At 66.9% G+C, this 24,933-nt stretch carries 27 protein-coding genes; 14 read left to right on the top strand and 13 right to left on the bottom strand.

Going from position 1 to position 24,933, the window contains the following annotated elements; genetic code table 11:
* Positions 1–229 precede the first annotated feature (229 nt).
* Both CAFEA_RS04920 and CAFEA_RS04915 read left to right on the top strand, forming a co-directional pair.
* Positions 230–763 carry a hypothetical protein gene (locus CAFEA_RS04920; RefSeq protein ID WP_143313235.1) on the top strand — a complete coding sequence of 178 codons (534 nt, stop codon included), beginning with the start codon at positions 230–232 and terminating at the stop codon, positions 761–763.
* Entirely contained in the window at positions 763–1,566 is an 804-nt protein-coding gene (locus tag CAFEA_RS04915) for a PrsW family glutamic-type intramembrane protease (protein WP_063937358.1), read from the top strand. Before CAFEA_RS04920 ends, CAFEA_RS04915 begins: the two co-directional genes overlap by 1 nt.
* Here CAFEA_RS04915 and CAFEA_RS04910 read toward each other — a convergent pair.
* The 6 genes from CAFEA_RS04910 to CAFEA_RS04885 form a co-directional block, all read right to left on the bottom strand.
* Complete coding sequence (locus CAFEA_RS04910) at positions 1,524–2,048, bottom strand: mismatch-specific DNA-glycosylase (protein WP_063937359.1); 525 nt, start codon at positions 2,046–2,048, stop codon at positions 1,524–1,526. The two genes, CAFEA_RS04915 and CAFEA_RS04910, sit on opposite strands and share 43 nt — an antisense overlap.
* 16 nt (positions 2,049–2,064) lie before the next feature.
* Positions 2,065–3,096, bottom strand: a complete 1,032-nt coding sequence (locus tag CAFEA_RS04905; protein ID WP_063937360.1) for an ATP-dependent 6-phosphofructokinase — start codon at positions 3,094–3,096, stop codon at positions 2,065–2,067.
* A 10-nt stretch (positions 3,097–3,106) separates the two neighbouring features.
* Entirely contained in the window at positions 3,107–4,408 is a 1,302-nt protein-coding gene (locus CAFEA_RS04900; protein ID WP_063937514.1) for an MFS transporter, read from the bottom strand.
* On the bottom strand, positions 4,392–5,873 hold the full coding sequence (gene gatA / locus CAFEA_RS04895) for an Asp-tRNA(Asn)/Glu-tRNA(Gln) amidotransferase subunit GatA (protein ID WP_063937361.1): 1,482 nt from the start codon (positions 5,871–5,873) through the stop codon (positions 4,392–4,394). The genes CAFEA_RS04900 and gatA overlap by 17 nt, the downstream gene beginning before the upstream one ends.
* Positions 5,874–5,879: 6 nt before the next feature.
* Positions 5,880–6,179, bottom strand: coding sequence for an Asp-tRNA(Asn)/Glu-tRNA(Gln) amidotransferase subunit GatC (gatC, locus tag CAFEA_RS04890; protein WP_034999856.1), 300 nt, complete (start codon positions 6,177–6,179; stop codon positions 5,880–5,882).
* 68 nt (positions 6,180–6,247) lie between these two features.
* A complete protein-coding gene (locus tag CAFEA_RS04885; protein ID WP_063937362.1) occupies positions 6,248–7,387 on the bottom strand; it encodes a cytochrome P450 in 1,140 nt (379 codons plus the stop codon).
* An 82-nt stretch (positions 7,388–7,469) separates the two neighbouring features.
* Here CAFEA_RS04885 and CAFEA_RS04880 point away from each other — a divergent pair, with 82 nt between their 5' ends.
* Genes CAFEA_RS04880 through CAFEA_RS04870 form a run of 3 tightly spaced genes read left to right on the top strand, consistent with a single transcriptional unit; the run spans position 7,470 to position 9,650 of the window.
* Entirely contained in the window at positions 7,470–8,135 is a 666-nt protein-coding gene (locus CAFEA_RS04880) for an ACT domain-containing protein (RefSeq protein ID WP_063937363.1), read from the top strand.
* A gap of 49 nt (positions 8,136–8,184) precedes the next feature.
* Positions 8,185–8,643, top strand: coding sequence for a winged helix-turn-helix domain-containing protein (locus CAFEA_RS04875; protein ID WP_063937364.1), 459 nt, complete (start codon positions 8,185–8,187; stop codon positions 8,641–8,643).
* Positions 8,643–9,650, top strand: coding sequence for a serine hydrolase domain-containing protein (locus CAFEA_RS04870; RefSeq protein WP_063937365.1), 1,008 nt, complete (start codon positions 8,643–8,645; stop codon positions 9,648–9,650). Before CAFEA_RS04875 ends, CAFEA_RS04870 begins: the two co-directional genes overlap by 1 nt.
* Before the next feature lie 219 nt (positions 9,651–9,869).
* On the opposite strand, the gene ligA is transcribed toward CAFEA_RS04870, so the two are convergent.
* On the bottom strand, positions 9,870–11,942 hold the full coding sequence (gene ligA / locus CAFEA_RS04865; RefSeq protein ID WP_394326888.1) for an NAD-dependent DNA ligase LigA: 2,073 nt from the start codon (positions 11,940–11,942) through the stop codon (positions 9,870–9,872).
* A 13-nt stretch (positions 11,943–11,955) separates the two neighbouring features.
* Between ligA and CAFEA_RS04860 the strand changes: the two genes are divergently transcribed.
* On the top strand, positions 11,956–12,630 hold the full coding sequence (locus CAFEA_RS04860) for a 3'-5' exonuclease (protein WP_063937367.1): 675 nt from the start codon (positions 11,956–11,958) through the stop codon (positions 12,628–12,630).
* A 7-nt stretch (positions 12,631–12,637) separates the two neighbouring features.
* On the opposite strand, the gene CAFEA_RS04855 is transcribed toward CAFEA_RS04860, so the two are convergent.
* From CAFEA_RS04855 to CAFEA_RS11365, 4 genes are all read right to left on the bottom strand, one after another.
* Complete coding sequence (locus CAFEA_RS04855; RefSeq protein WP_063937368.1) at positions 12,638–13,021, bottom strand: hypothetical protein; 384 nt, start codon at positions 13,019–13,021, stop codon at positions 12,638–12,640.
* Entirely contained in the window at positions 13,018–13,875 is an 858-nt protein-coding gene (locus tag CAFEA_RS04850) for a uroporphyrinogen decarboxylase/cobalamine-independent methonine synthase family protein (protein ID WP_253704937.1), read from the bottom strand. The genes CAFEA_RS04855 and CAFEA_RS04850 overlap by 4 nt, the downstream gene beginning before the upstream one ends.
* A 10-nt stretch (positions 13,876–13,885) precedes the next feature.
* Positions 13,886–14,965: a tRNA 2-thiouridine(34) synthase MnmA gene (gene mnmA / locus CAFEA_RS04845; RefSeq protein ID WP_063937369.1), complete on the bottom strand. Its 1,080-nt coding sequence runs from the start codon at positions 14,963–14,965 to the stop codon at positions 13,886–13,888.
* Between the two features lie 114 nt (positions 14,966–15,079).
* A complete protein-coding gene (locus CAFEA_RS11365) occupies positions 15,080–15,361 on the bottom strand; it encodes a hypothetical protein (protein WP_435383986.1) in 282 nt (93 codons plus the stop codon).
* On the opposite strand from CAFEA_RS11365, the gene CAFEA_RS04840 reads away from it, so the two are divergent.
* From CAFEA_RS04840 to CAFEA_RS04805, 8 genes are all read left to right on the top strand, one after another.
* Positions 15,311–17,257 carry a heavy metal translocating P-type ATPase gene (locus CAFEA_RS04840; RefSeq protein WP_063937371.1) on the top strand — a complete coding sequence of 649 codons (1,947 nt, stop codon included), beginning with the start codon at positions 15,311–15,313 and terminating at the stop codon, positions 17,255–17,257. The genes CAFEA_RS11365 and CAFEA_RS04840 overlap by 51 nt on opposite strands.
* A gap of 31 nt (positions 17,258–17,288) precedes the next feature.
* Positions 17,289–17,576 carry a metal-sensitive transcriptional regulator gene (locus CAFEA_RS04835; RefSeq protein ID WP_063937372.1) on the top strand — a complete coding sequence of 96 codons (288 nt, stop codon included), beginning with the start codon at positions 17,289–17,291 and terminating at the stop codon, positions 17,574–17,576.
* A 55-nt stretch (positions 17,577–17,631) separates the two neighbouring features.
* On the top strand, positions 17,632–18,744 hold the full coding sequence (locus CAFEA_RS04830; protein WP_063937373.1) for a sensor histidine kinase: 1,113 nt from the start codon (positions 17,632–17,634) through the stop codon (positions 18,742–18,744).
* Complete coding sequence (locus tag CAFEA_RS04825) at positions 18,741–19,421, top strand: response regulator transcription factor (protein WP_063937374.1); 681 nt, start codon at positions 18,741–18,743, stop codon at positions 19,419–19,421. Before CAFEA_RS04830 ends, CAFEA_RS04825 begins: the two co-directional genes overlap by 4 nt.
* 83 nt (positions 19,422–19,504) lie before the next feature.
* A complete protein-coding gene (locus CAFEA_RS04820; protein WP_063937375.1) occupies positions 19,505–20,419 on the top strand; it encodes an ABC transporter ATP-binding protein in 915 nt (304 codons plus the stop codon).
* Positions 20,416–21,162, top strand: coding sequence for an ABC transporter permease (locus CAFEA_RS04815; protein WP_063937376.1), 747 nt, complete (start codon positions 20,416–20,418; stop codon positions 21,160–21,162). The genes CAFEA_RS04820 and CAFEA_RS04815 overlap by 4 nt, the downstream gene beginning before the upstream one ends.
* A 3-nt stretch (positions 21,163–21,165) precedes the next feature.
* The gene (locus tag CAFEA_RS04810) at positions 21,166–21,915 is read left to right on the top strand and encodes an ABC transporter permease (RefSeq protein ID WP_063937377.1); all 750 of its coding nucleotides are present in this window, start codon (positions 21,166–21,168) and stop codon (positions 21,913–21,915) included.
* A gap of 14 nt (positions 21,916–21,929) precedes the next feature.
* Positions 21,930–22,718, top strand: a complete 789-nt coding sequence (locus CAFEA_RS04805) for a spermidine synthase (protein WP_063937378.1) — start codon at positions 21,930–21,932, stop codon at positions 22,716–22,718.
* On the opposite strand, the gene CAFEA_RS04800 is transcribed toward CAFEA_RS04805, so the two are convergent.
* Both CAFEA_RS04800 and CAFEA_RS04795 read right to left on the bottom strand, forming a co-directional pair.
* Positions 22,715–23,770 carry a glycoside hydrolase family 25 protein gene (locus CAFEA_RS04800; RefSeq protein ID WP_063937379.1) on the bottom strand — a complete coding sequence of 352 codons (1,056 nt, stop codon included), beginning with the start codon at positions 23,768–23,770 and terminating at the stop codon, positions 22,715–22,717. The genes CAFEA_RS04805 and CAFEA_RS04800 overlap by 4 nt on opposite strands.
* Positions 23,771–23,821: 51 nt before the next feature.
* The gene (locus tag CAFEA_RS04795) at positions 23,822–24,931 is read right to left on the bottom strand and encodes a cysteine desulfurase family protein (protein WP_063937380.1); all 1,110 of its coding nucleotides are present in this window, start codon (positions 24,929–24,931) and stop codon (positions 23,822–23,824) included.
* Between the last annotated feature and the right edge of the window lie 2 nt (positions 24,932–24,933).

Here is a 24,933-nt window from a genome sequence, read left to right as displayed (position 1 = left end):
GCCCGCGCCGAACTCCGCGTTTGCAGTGTGCTCGGCGTGCGGGCGCATCTCCTGCACCGCGAGCTCACGCCGCTGGTCTGCGGTGTACCACTCGCGAAGCTGAATAGGCATCCACGCCTCGTACGCGCGCGCCATCTGTTCAAGCAGCGTCATGCGGGAAACGCTACTGCATCCCGGCACATATAGGCCCCCGCTGCAACCGAGAGAGGGTTTCCCTATGCTGTCGAGGGTGGATTATCCCGATTTTTCTGACAGAAATACCCGCACGGGCACGCTCGGCATCGTCGCCGTCGGAGCACTGATCCTCGCCGCCCCGTTTGTCGCCCAGGCGGCAACGTCGGACGGCGAGCCCGAGGTCACAGAGGTCTCCGCCGCGGGCGCCACGCTTCTCGACGCCAACGGGGCTCCCCTGAAGTGCACCCAAACGACCGCCTCGGATGGTTCCGAAGACGGCACCGGCACCTGGAAGTGGGACTGCGGCGACACCAAGATTCAAATGCGCACCGACGCGACCGACACGACCGACGCAACCGACGAGGACGCGGGGGCGAAAGCAGTCGCGCGCACGTACTGGCTCGTAAGCGGAGGCGACCGGGTCAACACCGGCGAACTCGATCAGCCCGCACCCGGCGTGTACGCAGTGCACCGCGATGACGTGTCCGTCGCCGCCGTAGAGCGCGGCGGCCTCACGGTGTACGTCGCGGCGACTTATGCCGCCGGCGAAGAGATCGTCGACCGCTTCGTCGCAGAGGAGGCCCGCTAGTGCAAAAGAGCTTCATTCTCCAAGGCATCGGCGGCCTGGCAATCCTCGCGGGCGTGGGACGGTTCGTCTACGCACTCACCCAGGTGCCGTGGACGCCCGCGTTCGGCGCTGCAGCGGCGGCATTCGTCCTCATTTCTGTCGCGGCGGCGTGGCTACTTTTGCGCCGCCACCCCGGGCGGCCTGGGAATCCGTGGTGGCTGCCCGCCGGCGTGATTGCCGGGGCGGGCTTGTGCGGCGTCGTCCCGCCGGTCAACTCCGCGTACCTCGCCGCGGCGCAGCAGCTTCCCGACGCTGTTACGTACCTGTTTTCCTCGATTCCGGAGGAGACTGCCAAACTGCTGGCTGCGTTACTGGTCATCGCCGCATTCGCGCCGGTGCGTCGACCCGTCGAGTCGGCCGTGGTCGGCATGGCAGTCGGCGTCGGCTACACGGTCGCCGAGACCGTGAACAATTCAGCGATCGCAGCGGCGCTGGATCTGCACTCGGAATACTTCAATGGTGTCGCGGCCATGATCACGATGGTTGTCATGGGCCCGTTCTCGCACGCCGTGTACACCGGGCTGGCGGCGTGGGGCCTCGGGCAGTTCCTGTGCCGCACCGACCAGCCTCTCGGCTGGCGCCTCTCCCGGCTTGCCGGTTGGTTACTCCTCGCCGCCGCGATCCACGGGGCGTTCAACGCCTCCAAAGAGCTCCCCGGCGTCGCGGGTCTCTTCGGCTCGATCGCGGTCACGATCTTGCTGTGGGTGCTGTTGATCTGGCTCTACCGCCGCTCCCGCGCTGTCGCCTCCCAGACCTCCCGGTAGCTCTCGGCGAGCGTGGCCACGGTCTCGTGCGCGTTGAGCCCGCTGGGGTTGCCCACCACCCACACCGGCACGCCGGCGAGGGTCTCGGGCTGGAGGCCGCGGGTGGCCTTTGGTCGTCGATAGGCATCGCGGTACGCCCCAATACCTGCGAACATCACGGCTGCGGGCCGATGCTTTTCGACGACGCCCCGCACCACCTCTGCTCCCTCAACGAGTTCCGCCTTGGAGAGGTCCGACGCTTTCGGCGTCATGCGCCCCACCAAGTTAGTAAAGCCGATGCCGCGCTCGGCGAGCATGGCCGCGTCTTCTTCCGATAACCCCTCATTGGCGTGGACGCGGTACGGGGTGATGCCCGCGGCCTCCAGCGCCGGCCAGAAGCGGTTGCCCGGGTAGGCAAAGGGCGCGTCCACCTCCTCGGTGAGGCGGCCGGGGTTAATGCCGACGATGAGCAGGCGACAGGGGTCAGGGATGCGGTTTCTCATAGCGTGCGCGCGGGCGCTATGTGAACATCGCCTTCGCGGTGGCGTAGCGACGCTCGGGCACGGTCTTGAGCTGTGCCACGGCGTCTTCGAGCGCGACCAGCTCGATGTCCTCGCCGTGCAGGGCCACGCACTGGCCGAAGTTGCCGTCGTGGGCTGCGCGGGCGGCGTGGACGCCGTAGCGGGTGGCCAGCACGCGGTCGTAGGCGGTCGGCGTGCCGCCGCGCTGGGTGTGCCCGAGCACCGTGGTGCGCACGTCGTAGCCCAGGCGCTTTTTCACTTCGTCGCCGATGATCTGGCCCATGCCGTTGAAGGTTTTGTGGCCGAACTCGTCTTCCTCACCGAGACCTGCGTCCATGGTGTCTTCTTTAGGAGTCGCGCCCTCGGCGACGACGATGATGCCGTACTTCTCCCCCATCTGGAACCGACGCTCCATCGCCTTGCAGATATCGGCGATGTCGAACGGCTCCTCCGGGACCACGGTGTAGTGCGCGCCGCCGGCCATGCCGGCGTGCAGGGCGATCCAGCCGACGTGGCGGCCCATGACCTCCACGATGAGGATGCGGTTGTGGGACTCGGCGGTGGTGTGCAGCCGGTCGATCGCGTCGGTGGCCACGGACACCGCGGTGTCGAAGCCGAAGGTGTAATCGGTGGCGGCGACGTCGTTGTCGATGGTCTTGGGCACGCCGACGACCGGGATGCCGTTGTCGGAGAGCCACTTTGCGCCCTTGAGCGTGCCCTCGCCGCCGATGGCGATCAAGGCGTCCACCCCAGCGTCGTCGATGTTGGCCTTGATCTGGTCCAGTCCCGCCTTGAACTTGTCCGGGTGCAGGCGGCCGGTGCCCAGCACGGTGCCGCCGCGAAGCAGGAGGGAGTCCATGTAGGCGTCGTTGTAAAGGTCGACGCGGCGATCCTCTATCAGCCCCACCCAGCCGTCGCGGTACCCCACGACGGTAGAGCCGTACTCCGTGTTGGCGGTGCGGACGATGCCGCGGATGACGGCGTTGAGGCCAGGGCAATCGCCGCCGGAGGTCAAAGTGGCAAGTCGCATACCTGCCAGGCTACCCGCGAAGCCGAAGCGACGACACCGCACCGATCAGCATCGCAACGCACGGCAGCGCAAGCGCCCAACCGGCGGTGGATTCGACGGAGCCGGAAGCCAGGACCATGCCCACCAGCGCCACGCCAAGGACGGATCCGACCTGGCGGGCGGTGTTGTACAGCCCGGAAGCCGCGCCGGTTTCGTGCTCGGAGACGCCGCGCATGGTCACCGCCGCGTTGGGCGCCCACACGAAAGCCCCGCCAATGCCCAACAGCGAGGTCGCGGCGGTAAACCACCACACGCTGGCCCCGGTGTGAATGAGCGCGATGGCGAGCGCCAGCCCCGCCGCGGAGACGGCAAAGCCCGCCGCGCACAGCTTGCCTGAGTCGCGCCGGTCCGTCAGGTACCCGGCAACCGGGGTGAGCACGAGCGCGAATACGGACATGGGCGCGGTGACGGCGCCGGATGCCATCGGCGAGGCGCCAGCGACGGTTTGCAGCCAGTACATCAGCGGGATGAACATCGACGCCACAGTAAAGCCCATCGCGGCCACCCCCAGCGTCCCGAGCGCAAACGAGCGGTTCAGCATGAGCTCCACGGGCAAGAACCCGTCGTCGGTGCCGTTGCGGGCCGAGAGCACCAGCACGCCGATCAGCAGCGCACCAAAGAGGATCGAGGGCCACTGCCCGAACTGGATGCCGTAGACAAGCAGCCCCAACCCGCCGAAGGAAAGCACAACAGGCAACACCGTCACCCGCTCGCTGCTGCGCGGCAGCCGCGGCAACGCGATCAACCCGGCGAGCAGCGCCACCGCACCAAGCGCGGCTTGCGCGAAAAACGCGGCACGCCAGCCGAAGCCGTCTGCCACCGCCCCACCGACCACCGGGCCGATCAGCGACGCCACCGAGCCGATCACGCCCCACGCGGCAAACGCGCGTCCCTGCTTGTCTTCTGCAAACACGCGCGGGATCAGCCCAAACGCCTGCGGTAAGAACACCGCGGCACCCACGCCCTGCAGACCACGGGCCACAACCAGGGCACCGAACGACCAGGACACGCCCGCAAACACCAGGGCGGCCACATAGATGGCCAGACCGATGAGGAAGACGCGGCGTTGCCCGAAAGCATCGCCGAGTTTGCCCGTGGCCGGCATCGGGGCCACTGTACACAGCAGGTAGATGCTGGTCAGCCACACGGCGGAGCCGACGTCGAAAGGCAAAAGCGGCGTGATCACGGGCATGAAGCCCTGATCGATCAGGACAAGAAAATACCCCGCAGCCAGGGCTGCGAGGGTATTCCAGGGGTTAACGGCCGGCTTCAAAAGCGGCACCCACGCGGTACAAGCGCGCGTCCTCGAAGGCCGGGGCGATCAGCTGCAGGCCCACCGGCAGGTTGGTGTCAGAGGCCTGGCCCGCCGGCACCGACATGCCGGGCAGGCCGGCCAGGTTCAGCGGCAAGGTGAACAGGTCGAAGTTGTACATCGCCAGCGGGTCGTCCACCTTGTCGCCGAGCTTGAACGCGGTAGTGGGAGCGGCCGGGGCGGCGATGACGTCGCAACGCTCGAATGCTTTCGCAAAGTCCTGCGCCACCAGGGTGCGCACGCGCTGCGCCTGCAGGTAGTACGCGTCGTAGTAGCCCACGGACAGCGCGTAGGTTCCCAGAATGATTCGGCGCTTGACCTCGGCACCGAAGCCCTCGCCGCGGGTGGCGGCCATGACTTCCTCGGCGGAACGGGTGCCGTCGTCACCGACGCGCTGGCCGTAGCGCATGCCGTCGAAACGCGCGAGGTTCGAGCTGACCTCGGAGGTCTGGATCAGGTAGTACGCGCCCATGACGTCTTCGAAGCTCGGGCAGTCCACCTCGACGATCTCCGCGCCCTGTGCCTCCAGCTGAGCGTAGGCCTTATCGATGGACTCCTTCACACCGTCCTGCGTGCCGGGGCGCTCGAACTGCTTCACGCGGCCGATCTTCACACCCTTGAGGTCGCCCTTCGCACCCTCGCGTGCGGCGTCGGCGCACGCCGGCACCTCGCGGTCCACGGAGGTGGCGTCGAACTCGTCGTGGCCGCCGATGATCTCATGCAAAAGCGCGGTATCCAGCACGTTGTTCGCGCACGGGCCCACCTGGTCGAGCGACGACGCACAGGCGATCACGCCGTAGCGCGACACGCCACCGTAGGTCGGCTTCACGCCGACGGTGCCGGTCAGGGATGCCGGCTGGCGGATGGAGCCGCCGGTGTCGGTGCCGATGCCCAGCGGGGCCTCACCGGACGCGAGCGCCGCCGCGGTGCCGCCGCCGGAGCCGCCCGGGACGCGCTCGAGGTCGTGCGGGTTCTTCGTCTGCTTGTAGGCGGAGTTCTCCGTGGACGAGCCCATGGCGAACTCGTCCAGGTTGGTCTTGCCCAGAATCGGGATGCCAGCCGCACGCAGCTTCGCCACCACGGTGGCGTCGTACGGGCTCATGTAGCCCTCGAGCATCTTGGACGCGGCGGTGGTCGGCGCGTCGGTGGTCACCAGGAGGTCTTTGAGCGCCAGCGGCACGCCCGCGAGCGCGGAGGCCGGCTCATCGCCGTTTTTAACCTGCTCGTCCACCTTGTCCGCCGCCGCAAGCGCTACCTCGGCGCCGACGTGCAGGAAGGCGCCGAGCTCGCCGTCGACCTCAGCGATGCGGTCCAAAAACGCCTGCGTGACCTCGCGGGAGGTGACCTCGCCGGACTGGATCATTGCTGCGAGCTCGTGCGCTGGCTTTGCGACGAAACCTTCGGCCGGAATCGTGTACTGCGTCATAAGTCTCTAGTCTCCCTCTCCGAGAATCTGCGGCACCACGAAGCGGTCGTCCTCCACGGCCGGAGCCTGGTCCAGCGCCTCTGCCTGCGTCAGCGTCTTCTTCTCCACGTCGGCGCGCATACCCGCGTCGATGGAGTGCGGGTGGCTCATCGGCGTGACACCCTCAGTGTCCACACTCTGCACCTTCGAGACCGCGTCCACGATCGTGTCCAGCTGCTGGGCGATGTCGTCCAGTTCCTCGTCTTTCAGCGCGATTCGCGCCAGGCGTGCGATGCGCGACACCTCGTCGCGTGAAATCTCAGCCACAGTCCCATCCCTTCGTCCATCACGTGGGTTGCGATTAACGCGCCTTATCTTACGTCACGGCAATTCGCTTACCCGCGGGCGGTAAGGCGCACCGGCAACGACGCCCAGCCACCAACCGGGTGAACCTCACGCTCCCCCTCGCCAGCGCTGGTGACCTCCGCGGCCGCAAGCAACTCCTCGAAGAACGCCTGCAACTCGACGATCGACAGCGCCTTGCCGGGGCACGCGTGAGGGCCTGCGCCCCAGACCAGGTTGTCGTCCGCGTGAGCATCCGGCTCAAATCCATCCGCGTCTGCGAACACATCCGGATCCCGGTTCGCTGCGGTCCAGTGAATGCGCACACGCTGCCCCTCCGGCAGATCGTGCCCGCCGAGCGAGACGGGGCACGTGGTCACGCGCCGGTTGCTCACAAACGGCGAATCGGCGCGGAGAATCTCGTCGGCAATCGCGGTGAACTCCTTCTGCGACACGCCGCCAGCGAGGCGGTCTTGCAGCTCCGGGTGACGGATGAGAGCGTCAAGCACCACGCCGATGCAGTACGCCATTGAGCTCAGATCGCCCGCGGTCCAGTTGCGCAGCACGGACACAATTTCTTCGAACTCCAGACGGCGTCCGAGGCTGTCGTCGTGGACGAGCCGCGAGGTGACCGAATCGTCCGGGTTGTCTTGCAGCGGTTCGACCACAGAGCGGATGATGTCGTCGAAACGCTCCGCGACGGCTGCGGTGCGCTCGAGCTCGCCGGACCGGGTGGCCGCGTTGTTGTCCGCCACCCATTCCACAAGGGTGTCGTTGAGCTCGCTTGGCCAACCGAGCCACGCGGTCATCGCCCGAACCGCGTACTGGGCGCCCAAGTCGCCGACTGCGTCGACCTCACCGGCCGACACCGCCTTTTCAGCCAGTTCCCGCGCTATCTTGCGAAACATCGGATCGAGCTGCCCGACCTCCTCTGCAGTGAGGTAGCGGTCGATCAACGCACGCATCTCAGTGTGCTTTTCGCCGTCGAGGCCATTCGGCAACTGCAAAAATCGCGACACGCCCGACGAGAACTGTTCCGGGTTTTCCGCCACTTCGCGGGCGAGAGCGTTGCCCGTGACGACGACCTCCTCGCCGTCACGAGCCAACCTCGCGCCGTCGCGAAGCAATGCGTCCCCGACAGCACGCGGTTCGGCCCCGGCGAGCGTGGTCTGCAGAATTTCGGTGCGATCCATTCTGGTTCTCCTTCGTTCGGAAATTGTTGGGTTTTCGAATGTACACCCGCTCGCGATGTGCCGAATTGCTATAAATAAGGCCATGTCGTACCTCATCCGCGTATCTCTCCCCGACGTCCCGGGCAGCCTCGGCCAGCTTGCCGAGGTCTTCGGCATGGTGGATGCCGACATCAACTCCGTGGACATCGTGGAATCCTCCACCGACGGCACGGTGACCGACGACATTGTGGTCACCCTGCCCACCGGCGTGATGGTGGACACCCTGATCACCGCCGTGGCATCCGTCGACGGCGCCGAAGTGGATTCGATCCGCCCGTTCACCGGCCGTGTGGACCGCCGCGGGCAGATCCAGATGCTCGCGCAGATTGCGGCGCAGTCCGGCAGCGTCGAAGACCGGCTCAGCGAGCTGGTGGGCGTCATGCCGAGCGCCGTGACCTCCTCCTGGGCCGTGGTACTGCATTCCTCTAAAGACGGACTCACCCGCGCCGCCGCCTCCCCCGCCGCACCCGAGGACGACGGATCGACCCCGCAGATGCCGCCGATCGAGGCCGCGCGCATCCTGCAGCCCGACTTCGACGAGTGGGTGCCGGAGTCTTGGTTCCAGCTCGGCACCTCGCTGACGATTACTCCCCTGCACGGCACCGACATGGTGCTAGTGGTCGGCCGTGTGGGCGGTCCGGAGTTCCTGGCGTCCGAGGTGCGCGAGATCGGCGACCTCGGCTGCATCACCGGCGCGATGCTGCGCTAGCGCACGAACGCCACTGCATAGTTTCTAGAATTTTGAAATACTAGAAACTATGCAACCGCTTGAAGCACGCTTAACCGCCATAGAAGCGCGCATTGACGCGCTCGAACAAGCATCACTTCCGCAATCACCCGAGTTTCACGCCGACAGTAACCACGATGGGACGGTGTCCTTCACCGGCGACATCACGCTGTCGACTGGCACGTACACATACGCATGGGCTCGCCCGGCAGCCTGGATTACGGATCAGCCGTGGGATGACGCGCTTGCCCGCATCGCCGCGCTCGCGCACCCGGTACGCGGCGCGATCTTGCGGCACCTGCTGGCGGCGCCCGCGTCGGTGACGGAGCTTGTGGAGTCGGACTTGGTTTCTTCCACTGGCACGGCCTACCACCACCTGAAGGAGCTGCAAGCCGCCGGCTGGGTGCACAAACAGGACGGGGTTTTCAAGATTCCCCCCGCCCGCGTTATCCCCCTCATGGCTATGGTCATTGCCGGGGAGGATCACTAATGCGCGCCAGAGACATGGCTGTTGGGGTCATCGCCGCCGCTGTCACCGCCGCGGCATTACTCTCAACCGGCCCCCGCGACATTTCCGTAGCCACCGAGCGCACCGGCGATCCTGAAATTTCCTCCGCCCTTGAACATCTCGCGGAGAACGGCCACCACAACCTCGCCGCGTTCTCCTACGACGGCGGCGAGGCACACTTCGGCGGCCTCGGCGCGGACGAGCACACCGAGTTCGAAATCGGCTCGATCACCAAAACCTTCAACGCGGAGCTTGTCCGGCAGTTCATTGAAGAAGGAGAGCTCAGCCTGGACACCCAGGTGCAGGAGCTTATCGACGTCCCCTCCGCCCCCATCTCCGACGTGACCTTGGAAGAGCTGCTCAACCACACTTCCGGTCTGGCCACCACCGAAAGCCTCAGCTTTAAAGAATTGTTCATGGCCAATCTCCGTGACGGCGGCAACCCGTACCGCCGCGATACACCTCAGGACATTGTTGACGCCGCCGGCGCCGCCCAACTGAAGGACCGCGGCGAGAAGCAGTACTCGAACTACGGTCACGCGCTGCTCGGCCAACTACTGTCCACACACGCTGGCGTTCCGTACGACGAACTACTGCGCACCCGCATCTTCGAGCCCGCTGGCATGACCTCGACGTATGTGGCGCTGCCGGGCACCATCGACGGTGCCCCTACCGGGTTGTCGGCCAACGGGCACCACGCCGGGCCGTGGGACATGAACGGCTGGGCGCCAGCGGGCGCAATCCGCTCCACGGCGGCTGACATGGCGAAGTACGTGGAGTGGGTGTCCTCGCACGGTGTGCCCGGATACGGCTGGGCCAGCCTCGAAGATAGCGGCGAGGAGTTCACGTTCCACAACGGCGGCACGGGCGGATTCCGGACCATGCTGGTCTGGGACCCCGACAATAACCACCGCGCAGCGTTCGTCGCGGGCGATACCGAAGCTTGGGTGGACGCGCTCGGCATCGATCTGCTGAAGGAGACCCGATGATTGCCCTCACCATGATTCTGCTGTTGCTCGTGTCTCCGACCTTCAGCGCCGCGCGGAAGACCAAAGGCCCAATTTACGCCCTCGTCAACGCGGTGATCTCCGCAGCTGTGGTGTGGATGCTCTCATTTGGCGTGAACTGGAACGGCCAGTTCCCTATCTGGCTGTGGTGGGCCATCGCCGTGTGGGCGGCGGCCCTAGTAGGGCTGAGCGCCGCTCGGCTTATGCGAGCGCGTCTGGGCCGCCCTCGAGCAGCTGCACAAACTGCTCCTCGTTAAGGATCGGCCGGCCCAGCTCCTCCGCCTTCGCGGCCTTGGAGCCGGCGTTTTCACCGACGACCACGTAATCGGTCTTCTTCGACACCGAGCCGGCCGCCTTGCCGCCGCGCGACAGGATGGCCTCTTTGATCTCGTCGCGGGTGAAGCCCTCCAACGTGCCGGTGGCGACGATGGTCAGGCCCTCCAGCGTCTGCGGGGCGCGGTCTTCCTCGTCGGACTCCATGGTCACCCCGGCCGCGGCCCAGGTGTCCACGATGTTTTGGTGCCAGTCCACGGTGAACCACTCTTTGAAGCTCTCGGCGATCACGTCGCCCACGCCGTCGGTTTCGGCGAGGTCGGCCACGGGGGCGTCGATAAGCGAACGTACCGAGTGGAAGCGCGACGCGAGCGCGCGGGCCGCGGTGGGGCCGACGTGGCGGATGGATAGTGCGACGATTACGCGCCACAGGTCTGCGTGCCGCGCGGTTTCCAGGTTGGCCAGAAGCTTCTTGCCGGAGGCGTTGACCTCGCCGTCCTTTCGGGTGTACACGCTGGACTTTTTCAGGTCGTCTTCGGTGAGGTCGAAGAGTTTCGCCTCGTCCTCCAGCACACCGGAGGCGATGAGGTCCTGCGCGCCTTTCTCCCCGAGTGCCTCAATGTCGAACGCGCCGCGCGAGGCGATGTACTCCAGGCGGGTGGCAAGCTGCGCCGGGCAGGAGCGGGTGTTCGGGCAGCGCCAGTCCGCGTCGCCCTCCTTGGCGGGCGCGAGCTTCGTGCCGCAGACGGGGCAGTTTTCGGGGTAAACGAACTCGCGCTCGGTGCCGTCGCGAAGATCTGCGACAGGGCCCAACACCTCCGGGATGATCTCGCCGGCCTTGCGCACCACGACGGTGTCGCCGATCATCACACCCTTGCGTTTGACCTCGTGCTGGTTATGCAGCGTGGCCATGGACACCGTCGAGCCGGAGACGAACACCGGCTCGAGCACCGCGAACGGGGTGGCGCGGCCGGTGCGGCCCACGGAGACCTCGATGTCGTTGAGCTTCGTGGTCACCTCCTGCGGCGGGTACTTGTACGCGATGGCCCAGCGCGGCGCGCGGGAGGTCGCCCCCAGGGCGCGCTGCTCGGCTACAGAATCCACCTTGACCACCAGGCCATCCATCTCGTGGATGGCGTCGTTGCGGTGCTCGCCCCAGTAACTGACGGCCTCGATAACCTCGTCGGCCGTCTCCGCCCGGCGCGTGTACTCGCTGACCGGCAGGCCCCACTCGGCGAGCTTCTCGTAGGCCTCCCACTGCGTTTCGGGGGTGAAGCCCTCGCGCGCGCCGATGCCGTGGCAGATCATGCGGAGCTTTCGCTTCTTCACGTCCTCCGGGTTCTTCTGTCGCAGCCCCCCGGCCGCCGTGTTGCGCGGGTTGGCAAACGGCTTGCCACCTTCCTTCTGGCGCAGCTCGTTGAGCTCAGGGAAGTCCTCGGGGCGGATGAACACCTCGCCGCGGACCTCGAGGAACGCCGGGGCGTCGCCAGTGAGTTTCTGCGGGATGTCCTCGATCACTCGCGCATTGGCGGTGATGTCCTCGCCGGTGGTGCCGTCGCCGCGGGTGGCGGCGCGGGTCAACTCGCCGTTGTCGTAGACGAGGTCGATGGACAGCCCGTCGATCTTCAGCTCCGTGAGGTACGGGCCAGGGGCTTTGGCGAGCCACTCTCGCATCTCGTCTTCGTTGAAGACGTTGTCCAGGCTCATCATGCGCTCTGGGTGGGTGACGTCCGCGAACGCGGTGTCGGCGGCGGGTGCGCCGACCTCCTTGGTGGGCGAGTCCGGCACGGCCAGCTCTGGGTGCTCCTCCTCCAGCTTCTGAAGGCGGCGGAACAGCTCGTCGAATTCGCCGTCGGTGATCACCGGCTGGCCGTTGTAGTACAGGTCCCGGTGCTTACGCACCTTCGCGGCCAGCTCGTCCCATTCACGGTGCAGATCAGCGGAAATTTCACTCACGGCACCCGAGTCTAGCGTCCGCGCTGCCCGTGTCGGCGCGCTCATTACAATGTCGCTCATGGCCACTTTCGACGCCTCCCGCATGCTCTCCTTCGACCTGGAGACCACCTCCGCCAACCCGCGCGAGGCCCGTGTGGTCACCTCTGCGCTCGTGCGTATCGACGGCTCCGAGGTCGACGCCAACGAAACCCTCGCCGACCCCGGGGTTGAGATCCCGGAAGAGGCCGCGAAGGTGCACGGCATCACCACGGAGAAGGCCCGCGCGGAGGGGCGCGACCATGACGAGGTGGTGCGCGAGACCGTCGAGGCGATCAAGAAGGGCTGGGAGGACGGCCTGACTTTGGTGGTGTTCAACGCCCCCTACGACCTGACGGTGCTGCGCCAGCTCACCGGAGACTTCACGGTCACCGGCCCGGTGTTTGACCCCTTGCTGATCGACCGCGCGAAGGACCGCTACCGCAAAGGCCCGCGCAACCTCACCTCCATGTGCGAGCACTACGGCGTGCGGTTGGACAACGCGCACGAGGCCACCGCCGACGCGTTCGCCGCAGCCCGTGTGGCGTGGATGCAGGTGCGCAAGCTCTACCCGGATCTTGCCCAGATGGACACCGGCGAGCTCATGGAGTACCAGGCGGTGCAGTACTTCACGCTGCAGGAGGACCGGAAGCGTTACTTCGAGTCCCAGGGCCGCGACGCCTCGAACGTGCTGCCCGGCTGGCCCATGCTGGGCTAGTGATCGGCTAGTTGAGCGCCAGCTCCGCGCGCAGCTTCTCCGCAAAGTTGCGCAACCCCCGGTTGTCGCCTTCGGATTCGACCGAGTACCTCTCCCCCGACTTGGTCTTCACCACCATCGCGCCCGACTCGCTGATGACCACATCGGCGATGCTCGCGGCGTCGAGCTCTGTGGTTTCCTTCTTGTCCACCAGGCGCAGCGTCTGCCCGTCAAAATCGGCCTCGCGTTTACCCGACAAAAGCCCAAACGCGACGAAGAACGCAATGCCGATCCCGGCGCCTAACAGCATGTCATCCATCATTAGGCCGAACACGACAAAGAACATCACGCCAAAGACGATTCCCATCGAGAAGTCAGCCTTCTTTTTGTCCCAATGCAGCGGCGTAGTCATACCTCCACTGTAAGTGCCCCGGCCATCTCCCGGGCCGCCCGGTAGTTCGCCGCGGTTCCCACCAGCGTGGCGGCCGACTCGGCGTAGACGTCCACGGTCGTTTCGGCGGGATCGATCTGCAGCTCATCGAACAGGTCGTACAGCTCGCGCGGGGCCATCACCGGGATCGCGATGCGTGAGCCAGCGTCCAACAGCCGGGCCAGCGCGTCCTTGTCGGCGCGGCGAGGGTCGGTGGTCAACCACGGGACGTCAAGAAGCTTGGGCGTATGCAACAGGTGCTCGCCAAAACGCGCGAGCGTTTCCTCCGGCTCGGGGATCGCGCGGATGGTCTCGAAGTCGGTGGCACCTTGCAGCGTGCCGGCGACGACCTCGGGCAGGCGCGGCTCGTCCAGCTGCAGCACACTTTTGCCAAAACGCTTCTCGACGTCCCTCCGGTGCCCCACGCACACCTCCAACAGCGCGTCCGTGAGGTCACGAAGCGCGCCGGTGTCGGTGATCATGCGGTGGCCGTTGGCCATCTCGATCTCGGCGGCGAGCGTGAACGGGCCCGCCAGCTGCACCTTCACGGTGTCCACCTTGCCGTGCCAGAGCTCCTCGAGGTGGTCTAGATCGCGCTCCATGCGGTCGGCATCCGCGCGCTTCCGGGCCGCCACGCGCCAGCCGCGGGGCCCGCGCGCGACGGGGATTTCCAGCACGGCGGCGGTGCGGCCGATCAGGTCCGAGCCGACGCCGCGGTCCGGCAGCTGCGGGATGTGCGGCAGTGGCGACTCGGAGAGCACCACGTCCGCGGCTTGCGCGAGGTCGGTGCCGGGCAGCGGGCCAAGCCCGAACGCCGTTGGGGGCAGTGTTGTCACGGCGCTGATGTTACCCAGTGGCGCAGATTGTGCCGGAGCCGAGCACGATGTCACCCAAACCGTCCGGATCCGGCAGGTAGAGCACCGCCGCCTGGCCGCGGGCCACGCCCTCGAGCGGCTCGTGGAGGGCAAGCGTCATCTGATCGCCCTCAACGCGTGCGGTGCAGGGCACGACCCCGCCGTGGGCGCGGATCTGCACGTTGGCCTCGAACTCGCCTTCCATCGCCGGGTGCAGCACTTTCAGGCGGTCGGCGGTGATCGCGTGGACCTTCAGTGCCTCCCGCGGGCCGACGGTGACCGTGCCGGTGGCGGTGTCCACGTCCGTGACGTAACGCGGCTTGCCGTCGGCTGCCGGCACACGGATGTTCAAGCCCTTACGCTGACCGATGGTGTACTGGAACGCGCCGTCGTGCTCCTTCAGCTCGTGGCCGTCGGTGTCCTTGATCATGCCGGGGCGCATGCCGATGGAGCGGCCCAGAAACGCCTGCGTGTTGCCGTCCGGGATGAAGCAGATGTCGTAGGAATCCGGCTTGGACGCGGTGGCGAAGCCGTGGCGGGCCGCCTCCTCCCGAATCTGCGGTTTCTCGGTGTCGCCGACCGGGAAGATGCAGCGGTCCAGCTCGTCGCGAGTAAGCACGCCGAGGACGTAGGACTGGTCTTTCTTGGGGTCGGTGGACCGGCGGAGGTTGCCTTGGTCGTCGATAATTGCGTAATGCCCGGTGGCGATAGCGTCGAAGCCCAAGGTCACCGCGCGGTCCAGCAACGCTGCGAACTTGATCTTCTCGTTGCAGCGCAGGCACGGGTTGGGGGTCTCGCCGTGTTCGTAGGACCACACGAAGTTGTCGATGACCTCTTCTTTGAAGCGGTCAGAGAAGTCCCACACGTAAAACGGGATGCCCAGGTGGTCGCACACTCGGCGCGCGTCGGCGGAGTCCTCCAGGGAGCAGCACCCGCGGGCGGACTCGCGCGTCTGCTGCGCGTCCTTGCTCAGCGCAAGGTGCACGCCCACGACGTCGTGGCCCGCCTCCACCAGGCGCGCAGCAGCGACAGAGGAGTCGACTCCCCCGCTCATGGCCGCCAATACTCGCATGTCGGCGCAGTGTAGTCCCGTGAGTGCGAAAGGTGAAACGTCAGGTCGTTCGGATCGGGACACACTCTAGACATATACCCCCCTGGGGTACTAACGTGGGAGACGGCCGTCGTGCTAGGCCCCCGGCACGGCCGAACCGACCACAACGATGAACTGCAACGAGAGGACAGAACTATGAACGACAGACACGCCCACTCCGGCACCCGACCCGGTGGGCACGCCAGCCATCACGAACACAGCAGCCACGAAGGCCATGCCGGCCGCCACCACACAGAGCACGCGGGCCACGGAGGTCACGGAGGCCACGGAGACCACGTTGCCCAGTTCCGCAGGCTCTTCTGGATCATGCTGGTTCTCGCGATCCCGGTCGTCGGATTTAACGAAACCTTCGCCCATCTCATCGGCTACCAGCTGCCTGACGCGGAATGGGTCCGGTGGATCTCGCCGCTTTTGGGCACGGTCATTTACTTCTGGGGAGGTCGCCCGTTCTTGACGGGTGCTGTCTCCGAGATCCGCTCCCACAAACCCGGCATGATGCTGCTGATCGCGCTCGCGATCACGGTCGCCTTCGTCTCCTCTTGGGGTGCGAGCCTGAACTTGCTGGACCGCGGGCTGAATTTCTGGTGGGAACTGGCGCTGCTGGTGGTCATCATGCTGCTGGGGCACTGGATCGAGATGCGCTCCCTCGCTCAGACCACCTCGGCCCTGGATTCGCTCGCCGCACTTCTGCCCGACGAGGCCGAGAAGATCGACGGCGACGAAGTTGTAAAGGTCACCCCGGCGGATCTTGAGGTCGGCGATGTCGTGATCGTGCGGCCCGGCGCGTCCGTGCCTGCCGACGGCACAATTGTCGACGGCAGCGCCAGCATGGACGAGTCGATGGTCACCGGTGAGTCGAAAACGGTGCGCCGCGGTGAAGGCGAGCACGTGGTCGCTGGCACCATCGCGACAGACTCGGGCCTGCGCATCGAGGTCACAGCCACGGGTGGCGACACCGCGTTGGCCGGCATTCAAAAGCTCGTCACCGATGCGCAAGAATCGTCATCGCGGGCGCAGCGCCTCGCAGACAAGGCCGCCGCGTGGTTGTTCTGGTTCACCCTCGGCGCCGCCATTCTGACCGCCGTGGTCTGGACCGTTGTCGGCATGCCAAACGACGCCGTGGTCCGCACCATCACGGTGCTCGTCATCGCCTGCCCCCACGCCCTGGGCCTTGCGATCCCGCTGGTCGTCTCGATTGCGACTGAGCGCGCCGCCCGCGGCGGGGTGCTGATCAAGGATCGGCTCGCACTCGAATCCATGCGCACCGTCGACGCAGTACTGTTCGACAAGACCGGCACCCTCACCAAAGGTGAGCCCACCGTCACCGCGATCGACCCCGCCGGCGGGCGTGATAAAGAAGACGTGCTTGCCCTGGCAGCGGCCGCCGAAGCAGACAGCGAGCACCCGCTCGCCCGCGCCATCACCGGGGCTGCTCAGGCCCGTGGCGTAGCCGTCCCGCAGGCAATCGACTTTTCTTCGTCCCCAGCAGTGGGCGTGAAGGCAACTGTTGACGGTGAGGTAATCGAGGTCGGTGGACCCTACCTGCTTGAGAAGCATTCCGCCGAAGAGCTCCCGGTCGCAGACGAGTGGCGAAAGGAGGGCGCGATCATTCTCCACGTCCTCGCCGACGGCGAAGTGATCGGAGCGCTCCGGCTTGCCGACGAGATCCGCCCCGAGTCCCGCGACGCCGTCGACGCACTGCACTCTGCGGGCGCCCAGGTCGTCATGATCACCGGCGATGCGCAGGCCGTCGCGGACACCGTAGCCAAGGACCTGGGCATTGACCGGGTCTTCGCGGGTGTGCGTCCCGAGCACAAGGCCGCGAAGGTCAAGGAACTGCAAGGCGAGGGCCACAAGGTCGCCATGGTCGGCGATGGCGTCAACGACGCCCCCGCGCTGGCCCAGGCCGATGTCGGCATCGCGATCGGTGCCGGCACAGACGTGGCGATCGGCTCGGCGGGCGTCGTCCTGGCAAGCTCCGACCCGCGATCGGTGCTTTCGGTCATCGAGCTCTCCCGTGCGACCTACCGGAAGATGAAGCAGAACCTGTGGTGGGCGGCCGGCTACAACCTGCTGTCCGTTCCGCTGGCTGCCGGTATCCTCGCCCCAATCGGGTTCGTGATGCCGATGAGCGTCGGCGCAATCCTAATGTCGGCCTCGACTGTCGTCGTCGCCCTCAATGCGCAGCTGCTCCGCCGTCTCGACCTCACCCCACAGAGCAGCGCCGACCGTATGCTCAACCGGTCCAAGTGACCCGACACCGCTCTCACCACTCAGGAGGCCCATGATGAACGACCACGGCTACATGAGCGATAAAGACCGTTACCTCGCTCGGCTCAAACGTATCGAGGGGCAGACCCGCGGTATTCACCGCATGATCGACGAAAACGCCTACTGCATTGACATCCTCACCCAGATCAGTGCGGTCAACGCGGCGCTGAAGAGCGTAGCACTGGGTTTGCTGGACGACCACTTGAAGCACTGTGTTGCCGATGCGATCAGCGACGGGCAGGAAGCCGACGCCAAGATCGAAGAGGCGTCCGCCGCAATCGCGCGGCTGGTGAAGTCCTAATCGTCATACCGCAGTACGACGCGGCTGCCCGCGGCGGCAAGTAGCGTGGAAGGCCATGAACTTTTCCACTACCCGCGCAGTGCGGATCCGCAATGCGGGCATGGCAGCGTTCATGCTGGTCGCCTGCCTGGTTGGGCTGCTGCCGGATTCGCGGCAGTTGGTCGTCGGGCTCGCACTGCTGGCCTGCGCCGTTGCGGCCCCGTTTACCCGCTGGCGCTGGCCGCTGGAAACGTTCGCTGCGATCCTTGCGGTGCTCATTCCCGCGGCGTTCTGCAACACGCTCCCCGTCGGCGCAATCGCCGTGGCGCAGTTCGCCGCCTACATCGCCAGGCGCCACCTGCCCGCCCCGCACCGCGACATCGCCACGGGTGCACTGTTGCTTGGCGACGCCGCAGCCACCGCGTTCGTCATCCCCGCGCTCACCGCGCTCGAGCCTGCCGAGCGACTCCCCTACGTCTTCTGGAGCATCATTCTGCTGACCGTGGCGCTGCTGTTCGGCGAGCTGCGCCGCCGTGCCAAGGAGACCGCGGAGAAGGATCTGGCCCGACAGCGTGAGCAGTTCGAGCGCGATGCCCAGGAGCAGCGCGCCCACCTCGCGCGAGAGATCCACGACATTGTCACCCACTCGCTGACCGTCATCGTCGCGCAGGCCGACGGCGCGCGCTTTGCCGCCACCCCGGAGGCGAAGGACGAGGCGCTGCGCACCATCGGCAACGTCGGCCGCGACTCGCTGCGCCAGATGCGCGGCGTGGTGGAGCTGCTCCGCGACGCTGAACAGCGCCCCCTTGAACCAGCAACGCAACTGGACATCGACGGCCTGGTCGCCACCAGCCGCGCGGGCGGGCTTAACGTCGCATACACCGCCGAGGGCACCCCTCCCGAGCACCTGGCCCCGGCCACCGCGCTTACCGTCCAGCGCATCGTGCAGGAGTCCCTGACCAACGCCATGAAGCACGGCACCGGCCGCGCCGAGCTCGCGATGCGCTGGGGCGCAGATAACGTCGTGGTAGAAACGACGAACCCGGTCGCTCCCGGCGCGACCACTCGTCCGGGCCACGGAGTGGAGGGCATGCGGCAGCGCGCGGCGCTTTCGGGCGGCACGGTGACCGCATCCGCCACCCCCGCTGGCACCTGGACCACAACGGCAAGGATCCCGCTGAACTCATGATCACTCTCGGACTCGCAGACGACCAAGCGTTGTTTCTCCACGGCATCCGCAACGTGCTGGACTCCCAGCCGGACATGGAGGTTCGCTGGCTCGCCGCGAACGGCGAGGAGGCAGTGCAGGCGTGCGGCAGCGATCCGGTGGGCATTGTGCTTATGGACGTGCAAATGCCCGTCCTCGACGGCATCGCCGCCACCCGGCGTATCACCCAGCACCATCCGGACACCAAGGTGATCGTGCTGACCACGTTCGACGACGAGGACTACGTGCTCGGCGGGATTGGCGCGGGCGCGAGCGGGTTCCTGCTCAAGGACGCGGAACCGGAGGCGCTGCTGGACGCGATCCGCACGGTTGCAGGCGGTGACGCGGTGATTTCGCCGAGGGCGACGAACCGGATCGTCGCAAAGCTTGCTGCTCCGACAGAGGAGGCTGTGGCCCTGTCCCCCGCGGACCGCCTTGGGCTGGGTGAGCTCACCGAGCGCGAGCGCGAAGTACTCATCGCGATTGCCCGGGGCTGGAGCAACGGTGAGATCTCCGAGCGGATGTTCATCTCCATGCCCACGGTGAAGACCCACGTGGGCCGGGTGCTGGCGAAGACGCAGTCGCGCGACCGGGTGCACGCGGCACTTTTCGCGTACCGGACCGGGTTGGTTTCGCGGGCGGACTTGCTGGATTCCTAAGCCGCGTCATACCTGGGTATCATGCCCAAAATCGTGCCCCGCGCCGACGCGGAAGGCCCGTGCCATGCGCGAACCTTGAACGCATGGAAACACCGATCATTCACACCCGGGGTCTGACCAAGACCTACGGAAACACAGACGTTGTCCACGACCTCAACCTCGAAGTCCAGCCGGGCGTGGTGCACGGGTTGCTCGGGCCGAACGGCTCCGGCAAGTCCACCACCATGAAGATGCTGCTCGGGCTGATCGCGCCGACCGGCGGCGAGATCACGATGCTGGGCCAGCCGATCACCCGCGCCAACCGGGCGAAGGTGCTCTCCGGCGTCGGTTCGCTCATTGAGGCCCCGGCCGCCTACCCGCACCTGACCGGCGGGGAGAACATGCGCATCGTCACCCGCCTGCTCGGCGCCGACAAAGAACGGGCGCGCCGCGCGGTACGGCTTGTGCACCTTGAAAACCACATGGACAAGCTGGTGAAGAACTACTCGCTGGGCATGAAGCAGCGTCTCGGCATCGCGATGGCGCTGGCACGTGACCCGCAGCTTCTGATCCTGGACGAGCCCACCAACGGCCTCGACCCTGCCGGCATCGAGGAGATCCGCGAGCTGATCATCAGCCTCGCCCGCGACCACGGCCGCACCGTGCTGGTGTCCAGCCACCTGTTGTCCGAGATTGAGAAGATGGCCTCGGATCTGACCATCATCAACCACGGCGAGCTGGTGTTTCAGGACTCGCAGGACGAGCTCTACAGCGCGCAGCTGCCGGACGTGTTCATCCAAACCCCTCACCCGGATGCAGCCGCCGAGGTGCTGCGGGCGCTTCACCCCACCTTCGTCGAGGGCGGCCTGCAGCTTTCCGGGCTTAGCGACGCCCAGGTCGCCGAGACTTGCGCCCACCTCGTCTCCCACGGCGTGCCGCTGCACCAGGTGGTGCGCAAGCGGCGCACCCTGGAAGACGTCTTCATCGGCCTGACGGGCAAGGAGGCGATGGGCGCATGATGGTCGAGTTTGCCAAGCTCAAGCGCACCAAGATTGTCTGGCTGTGCCTGCTCATGTGCGCCGGCATCGTGCTGTTTTCCAACATGAACCTGTTCGCGGGCGATCCCATCGCAGATTTCCAGGCCGACCCGCACACCCAGTGGGCCAGCCACCTCGTCGGGCTGGGCATGGCCCTGGCGTTTCTTGCTCCCCTGCAGCTGGCGTTGGTGGCCAGCCGCATCGTCGACGCGGAACACGCAAGCGGCGGGTGGCGGCTCAACGCGATTGCCGGCACGAGGCCGGGGACGCTGCTTTCCCGGAAGTTCGCCGTGTCCAGCCTGATCGTGGTCGTGTTCACCGCGCTCGAATTCGCCGCAGCCCTCGCCCTGCCCGTCGCTTTGGGCGCGCCCGCGCCTAGCGGGGCAATGGTTTCCACATGGCTGCGCTTCGGGCTCGGGGCCTTGGGCACCAGCATCGCCCTGCTGGCCGTGATGCTGCTGCTCGCGGCGGTGGTCGATTCACAGATCGTCGTGTTGGGCGTCGGCATCGTCGGCGGGTTCTTGGGCGTCGCCGCGCTGCTGTCCCCCGCCTGGCTCGCAGCGCTGAACCCCTTCGGCTACTACGCCGTGCTGCTGCCGTTCGGATTCACCGAGTCGGGCGTCGCTCCAACCCAGCCCGGCTGGTGGCTGTGGGCCGCATACCTTGTCCTCGCCGCCGCAGTGTTCATCGCAGGTTCGAGGGCCCTGGACCGGAAGGAAATCTAAACCATGCACCTGATCACAAACGACCTGCTGAAGTTCAAGCGCTCCCACATGTGGGCGGTGGTGGTCCTCGTGCCGCTTATCGCCGTCGGCTTCGGCGCCGGCAACTACTCCGCCAATGCCGAGACACTGTCCGCGGGCTGGGACAGCTACTTCTCCCAGATCATGCTCTTCTACGGCATGCTGTTCTGCACCGCCGGCATCGCGGTGCTGGCCGCCTACGCCTGGCGCGTGGAGCACCGGGGACACAACTGGTTGACCATGCTTACCTCCACCCGCGGCACCGGCAGCCTGGTGGCCGCAAAGATTGCGGCGATCAGCATCGCGGCCGCGACGATGCACGCGGTTCTGGTGATTCTCGCCCTCGTTATCGGTTTCGCCCTGGGCGTCCAGGGCGAGTTTCCCGTCCACCTCCTCACGGCGGCTGCGCTGTCGCTGGCGCCGATGGTGGCGGTGGCGGCCTGGCAGTCGCTTTTCTCCATGGTCCTCCGCAGCTTCGCTGCCCCCATCGGCATCGCCGTGATAGCCAGCCTCATCTCCTTCGGCGCGCTCGCCTCCGGCATGCCCGGCGTGCGGTTCGTGCTCGCGCCGGCGCTGCTGTCGGAAACGCTGTGGATGGGAAGCACCGCCGTCGCCGATGCCGGCGCGCTCGACTTCGGGACTGCCCTGAGCGTGATCCTCGCCTCGGCCGCGCTCGCGGCAGCCGCGTGGACCGCCTCTGCGGCCTACCTGCGAGTGACCGACGCGCGCCTCTAGTACTCTCACCTGCCATGGCCGCAAAAAGCGAGTTTTACGAGATCGACACCGGCATCACAGAAGTCCTCCAAGAGCCGGACGGCTCCATGGTGCTGCTTGTCAACGGCGTGCCCAGCTCGCATGTCGTGCCGGGAGAGCCGACCAGGCTGGATTTCGAGTACATGCGCTGGATGGCAGATTTTCTCGACTCCGCCTACCCGGAACCAAACCGGGCGAAGTCGCGTCTGACGCACCTCGGCGGCGGCGCGTGCACTCTCGCCCGCTACTTCGCCGCCGCGTGGCCCGGCTCGCGCAGCACGGTCGTCGAGATCGATTCGGAGCTCGCGGTGCTTGCGCGCGAGCTTTTCGACGTCCCCCGGTCGCCCACCGTGAAAATCCGCGTCGGCGACGCCCGCGAGGTCACCGACGCGTTTAAACCGGCGACCCGCGACGTGATCATCCGCGACGTGTTTACCTCCGCCACCACCCCGCGCAACCTGACGACGGTGGGGTTTTACACCGCGGCGTGGACGTCGTTAAGCGAAGGCGGCTTCTACGTGGCCAACTGCGGCTCACACTCGGATCTCAAGGAGACCAAGGAGGAGCTGGCGGGGATGTTGGAGGTGTTTCCGCACGTCGCGGCGATCGCGGACCCGCCGATGCTCAAGGGCCGCCGCTACGGCAACATCGTGCTTATCGGCGCTGGCCACCCGCTCGAGGCGAACGACTCACTTACCCGCAACCTGCTCAAAGGCGGGGTGCCGGCGCAGTTCAAAGATGAAAAATGGTGCCGCCGCTTAGCGACGACACCGCGGCACGACTAGGCGGCCTTCGCGGCGTTGTCCAGCAGGATGAGCAGGTCGCCGATCTGGTAGTCGCCGACCATCATCTTCTGCAGGTCCTCGATCGGCAGCTCGCCCTGGCCCGCCAATGCGCGGACGAGACCCGCGATGTTATCCGCGTCGGTCGGGTCGAAGCCGGCGAGGCGGGCGGCGTCGATAAGCTGCTGCGCGCCCAGGCCGCCCGCGGCGAGCGCGAGGATGGCCACGACGAGCTTGGTGCTGTCCTGCTCGAGCACCTTCAGCTCCCCGGAGTCCGGCACCTGGAACGCCTCCAGCACGCCGCCGCCGGCCCGCAGGTCGCCCGCGGCGAACTGGTTCAGCTGCGCGGCGTTGCCGTTGAAGATGTTCATGTCCACCGGCGTGTTGATGCCCACCACGCGGCCGGACTCGCTGCGCTGCCAGAAGCTCAGCTTTTCCCAGCCGCCGACCGGGGCCGGCGGGCGGTTCTGGTAGGCCGCCAGCCACAGCGGATACGAGGTAAACGCGCTGGTGTCGTTCATGCGCTCGTACCAGAAGTATCGGTACGTGTAGATCATCGGGCGCTTGCCGGTGCGCGCCTCCAGCTCGGAGAGAAACGCCTGCGTCCAGCCCGCCAGCTGCACCGGCCCCAGCCCTTCGTCCACCTCCAGGTCCAGCACGGGCGGCAGCTGGGTTGCCGGGCCGTCGTTGACCACAGAGGCGAAGTAGCGCGCCTGCGCCACCGGATCCTCGGCGGGGCGCGCGTAGTGGTAGGCGCCCACCTTCAGGCCGGCGTCGGCCGCGGCCTTCGCGTCCTCGTCGTAGAAGTCGTTTTTCCAGCCGTCACCCTCGGAGGCCTTCACGTAGGCGAAGTCCTGGCCGCCGATGGTGTGCACGGAGCGCCAGTCGATGGCGGCGCCACCTGGGCGCTGGTGGCCCGCCACGTCCACGCCGGAAACAACGCCCGGGATTGGCTGGGCGTCTGCGGGCCCGGTCACCGGGTTGATCACGCTCAGGCCCAAGGCGAGCGCGGTCACGGCGGCGGCTGCGGTACGGATGCGGCGAGTGATCTGCATGCCCGACACACTAAACCACTCAAGTCACACACACCACACGCGACACGCAAGTTACAGCGCGCCGGCGGCGCGGGCCCGCTCCACCACCTCCGGAATCGCCGCCAAAAACTTCTCCACGTCCTCGCTCGTGTTCGTCCGCCCCACCGTCACGCGCAGCGCACCCATCGCTTCGCGCTCGGAGTACCCCATCGCCTCCAGCACGTGGCTCATCCGCAGCACACCGCTGGCGCACGCCGAACCGGCCGAAACCTGGATGCCCTGGGCGTCCAAAAGCATGATCAGCGCGTCCGCGTTCGCCCCCGGGAACATGAAGTGCGCGTGCCCCGGAAGACAGGGCTCATGCTTTGCGACGATCACCTCCGGCACCGCCTCTTTCACCCCAGCAATCACCGCATCGCGCAGGCCCGCGATCCGCTGTTGCTCCTGCCCCATCTCGGCGACCGCTTCCTCCAGCGCCGCCGCCGTTGCCGCGGCCGAGGCCACGTCCACCGTGCCGGAGCGGATCCCGCGCTCCTGCCCGCCGCCCAGGATCACCGGTTTCGGCGCCGGCGAGCGCCGGGCCAACAAGATGCCGGTGCCGCGCGGACCGCCGAACTTGTGCGCACTGGCCGCCAGCGTGGCCGCGCCGAGCTCGTGGAAGTGAACCGGAATGTGCCCGACCGCCTGCACCGCGTCCACGTGCACCGGGGTGCCCGCAGCGTCGGCGCGGGAGACTGCCTCACGCACCGGCTGGATCGCGCCGGTTTCGTTGTTCGCCCACATCACCGCCGCCACCGCGGCCGGGGCATCCAGCGCGGAAAGGTCCGACACCACGCCGTCGCGCCCCACCGGCAGCCACTCAGTCTGCCCCAGAGACTTGACCACCTCGAGCACCGCCGGGTGCTCGATCGGGGTGGACACCACGCGCCCGCCGCCGGAGGCGCTCCAAAGCCCGCGTACCCCGATGTTGTTCGCCTCGGTGCCGGAGCCGGTGAACACCACCTCCACCGGATCCGCCCCCAGTGCGGACGCGATGCGCTCGCGGGCGTCTGCGAGCACCGCGTTCGCCTGGCGCCCGGCGGCGTGCTGACTGCCGGCGTTCAGGACACCTGCGTGCTCTACCCACGCGTCGATGGCGCACTGGCGCATGGGAGTGGTGGCTGCGTGATCGAGGTAGACCATGC

The organism is Corynebacterium afermentans subsp. afermentans, assembly GCF_030408355.1.
GTDB lineage: Bacteria > Actinomycetota > Actinomycetes > Mycobacteriales > Mycobacteriaceae > Corynebacterium > Corynebacterium afermentans.
Note: the sequence above shows the minus strand (reverse complement) of the source record. Positions and strands in the feature narration are given on the sequence as shown.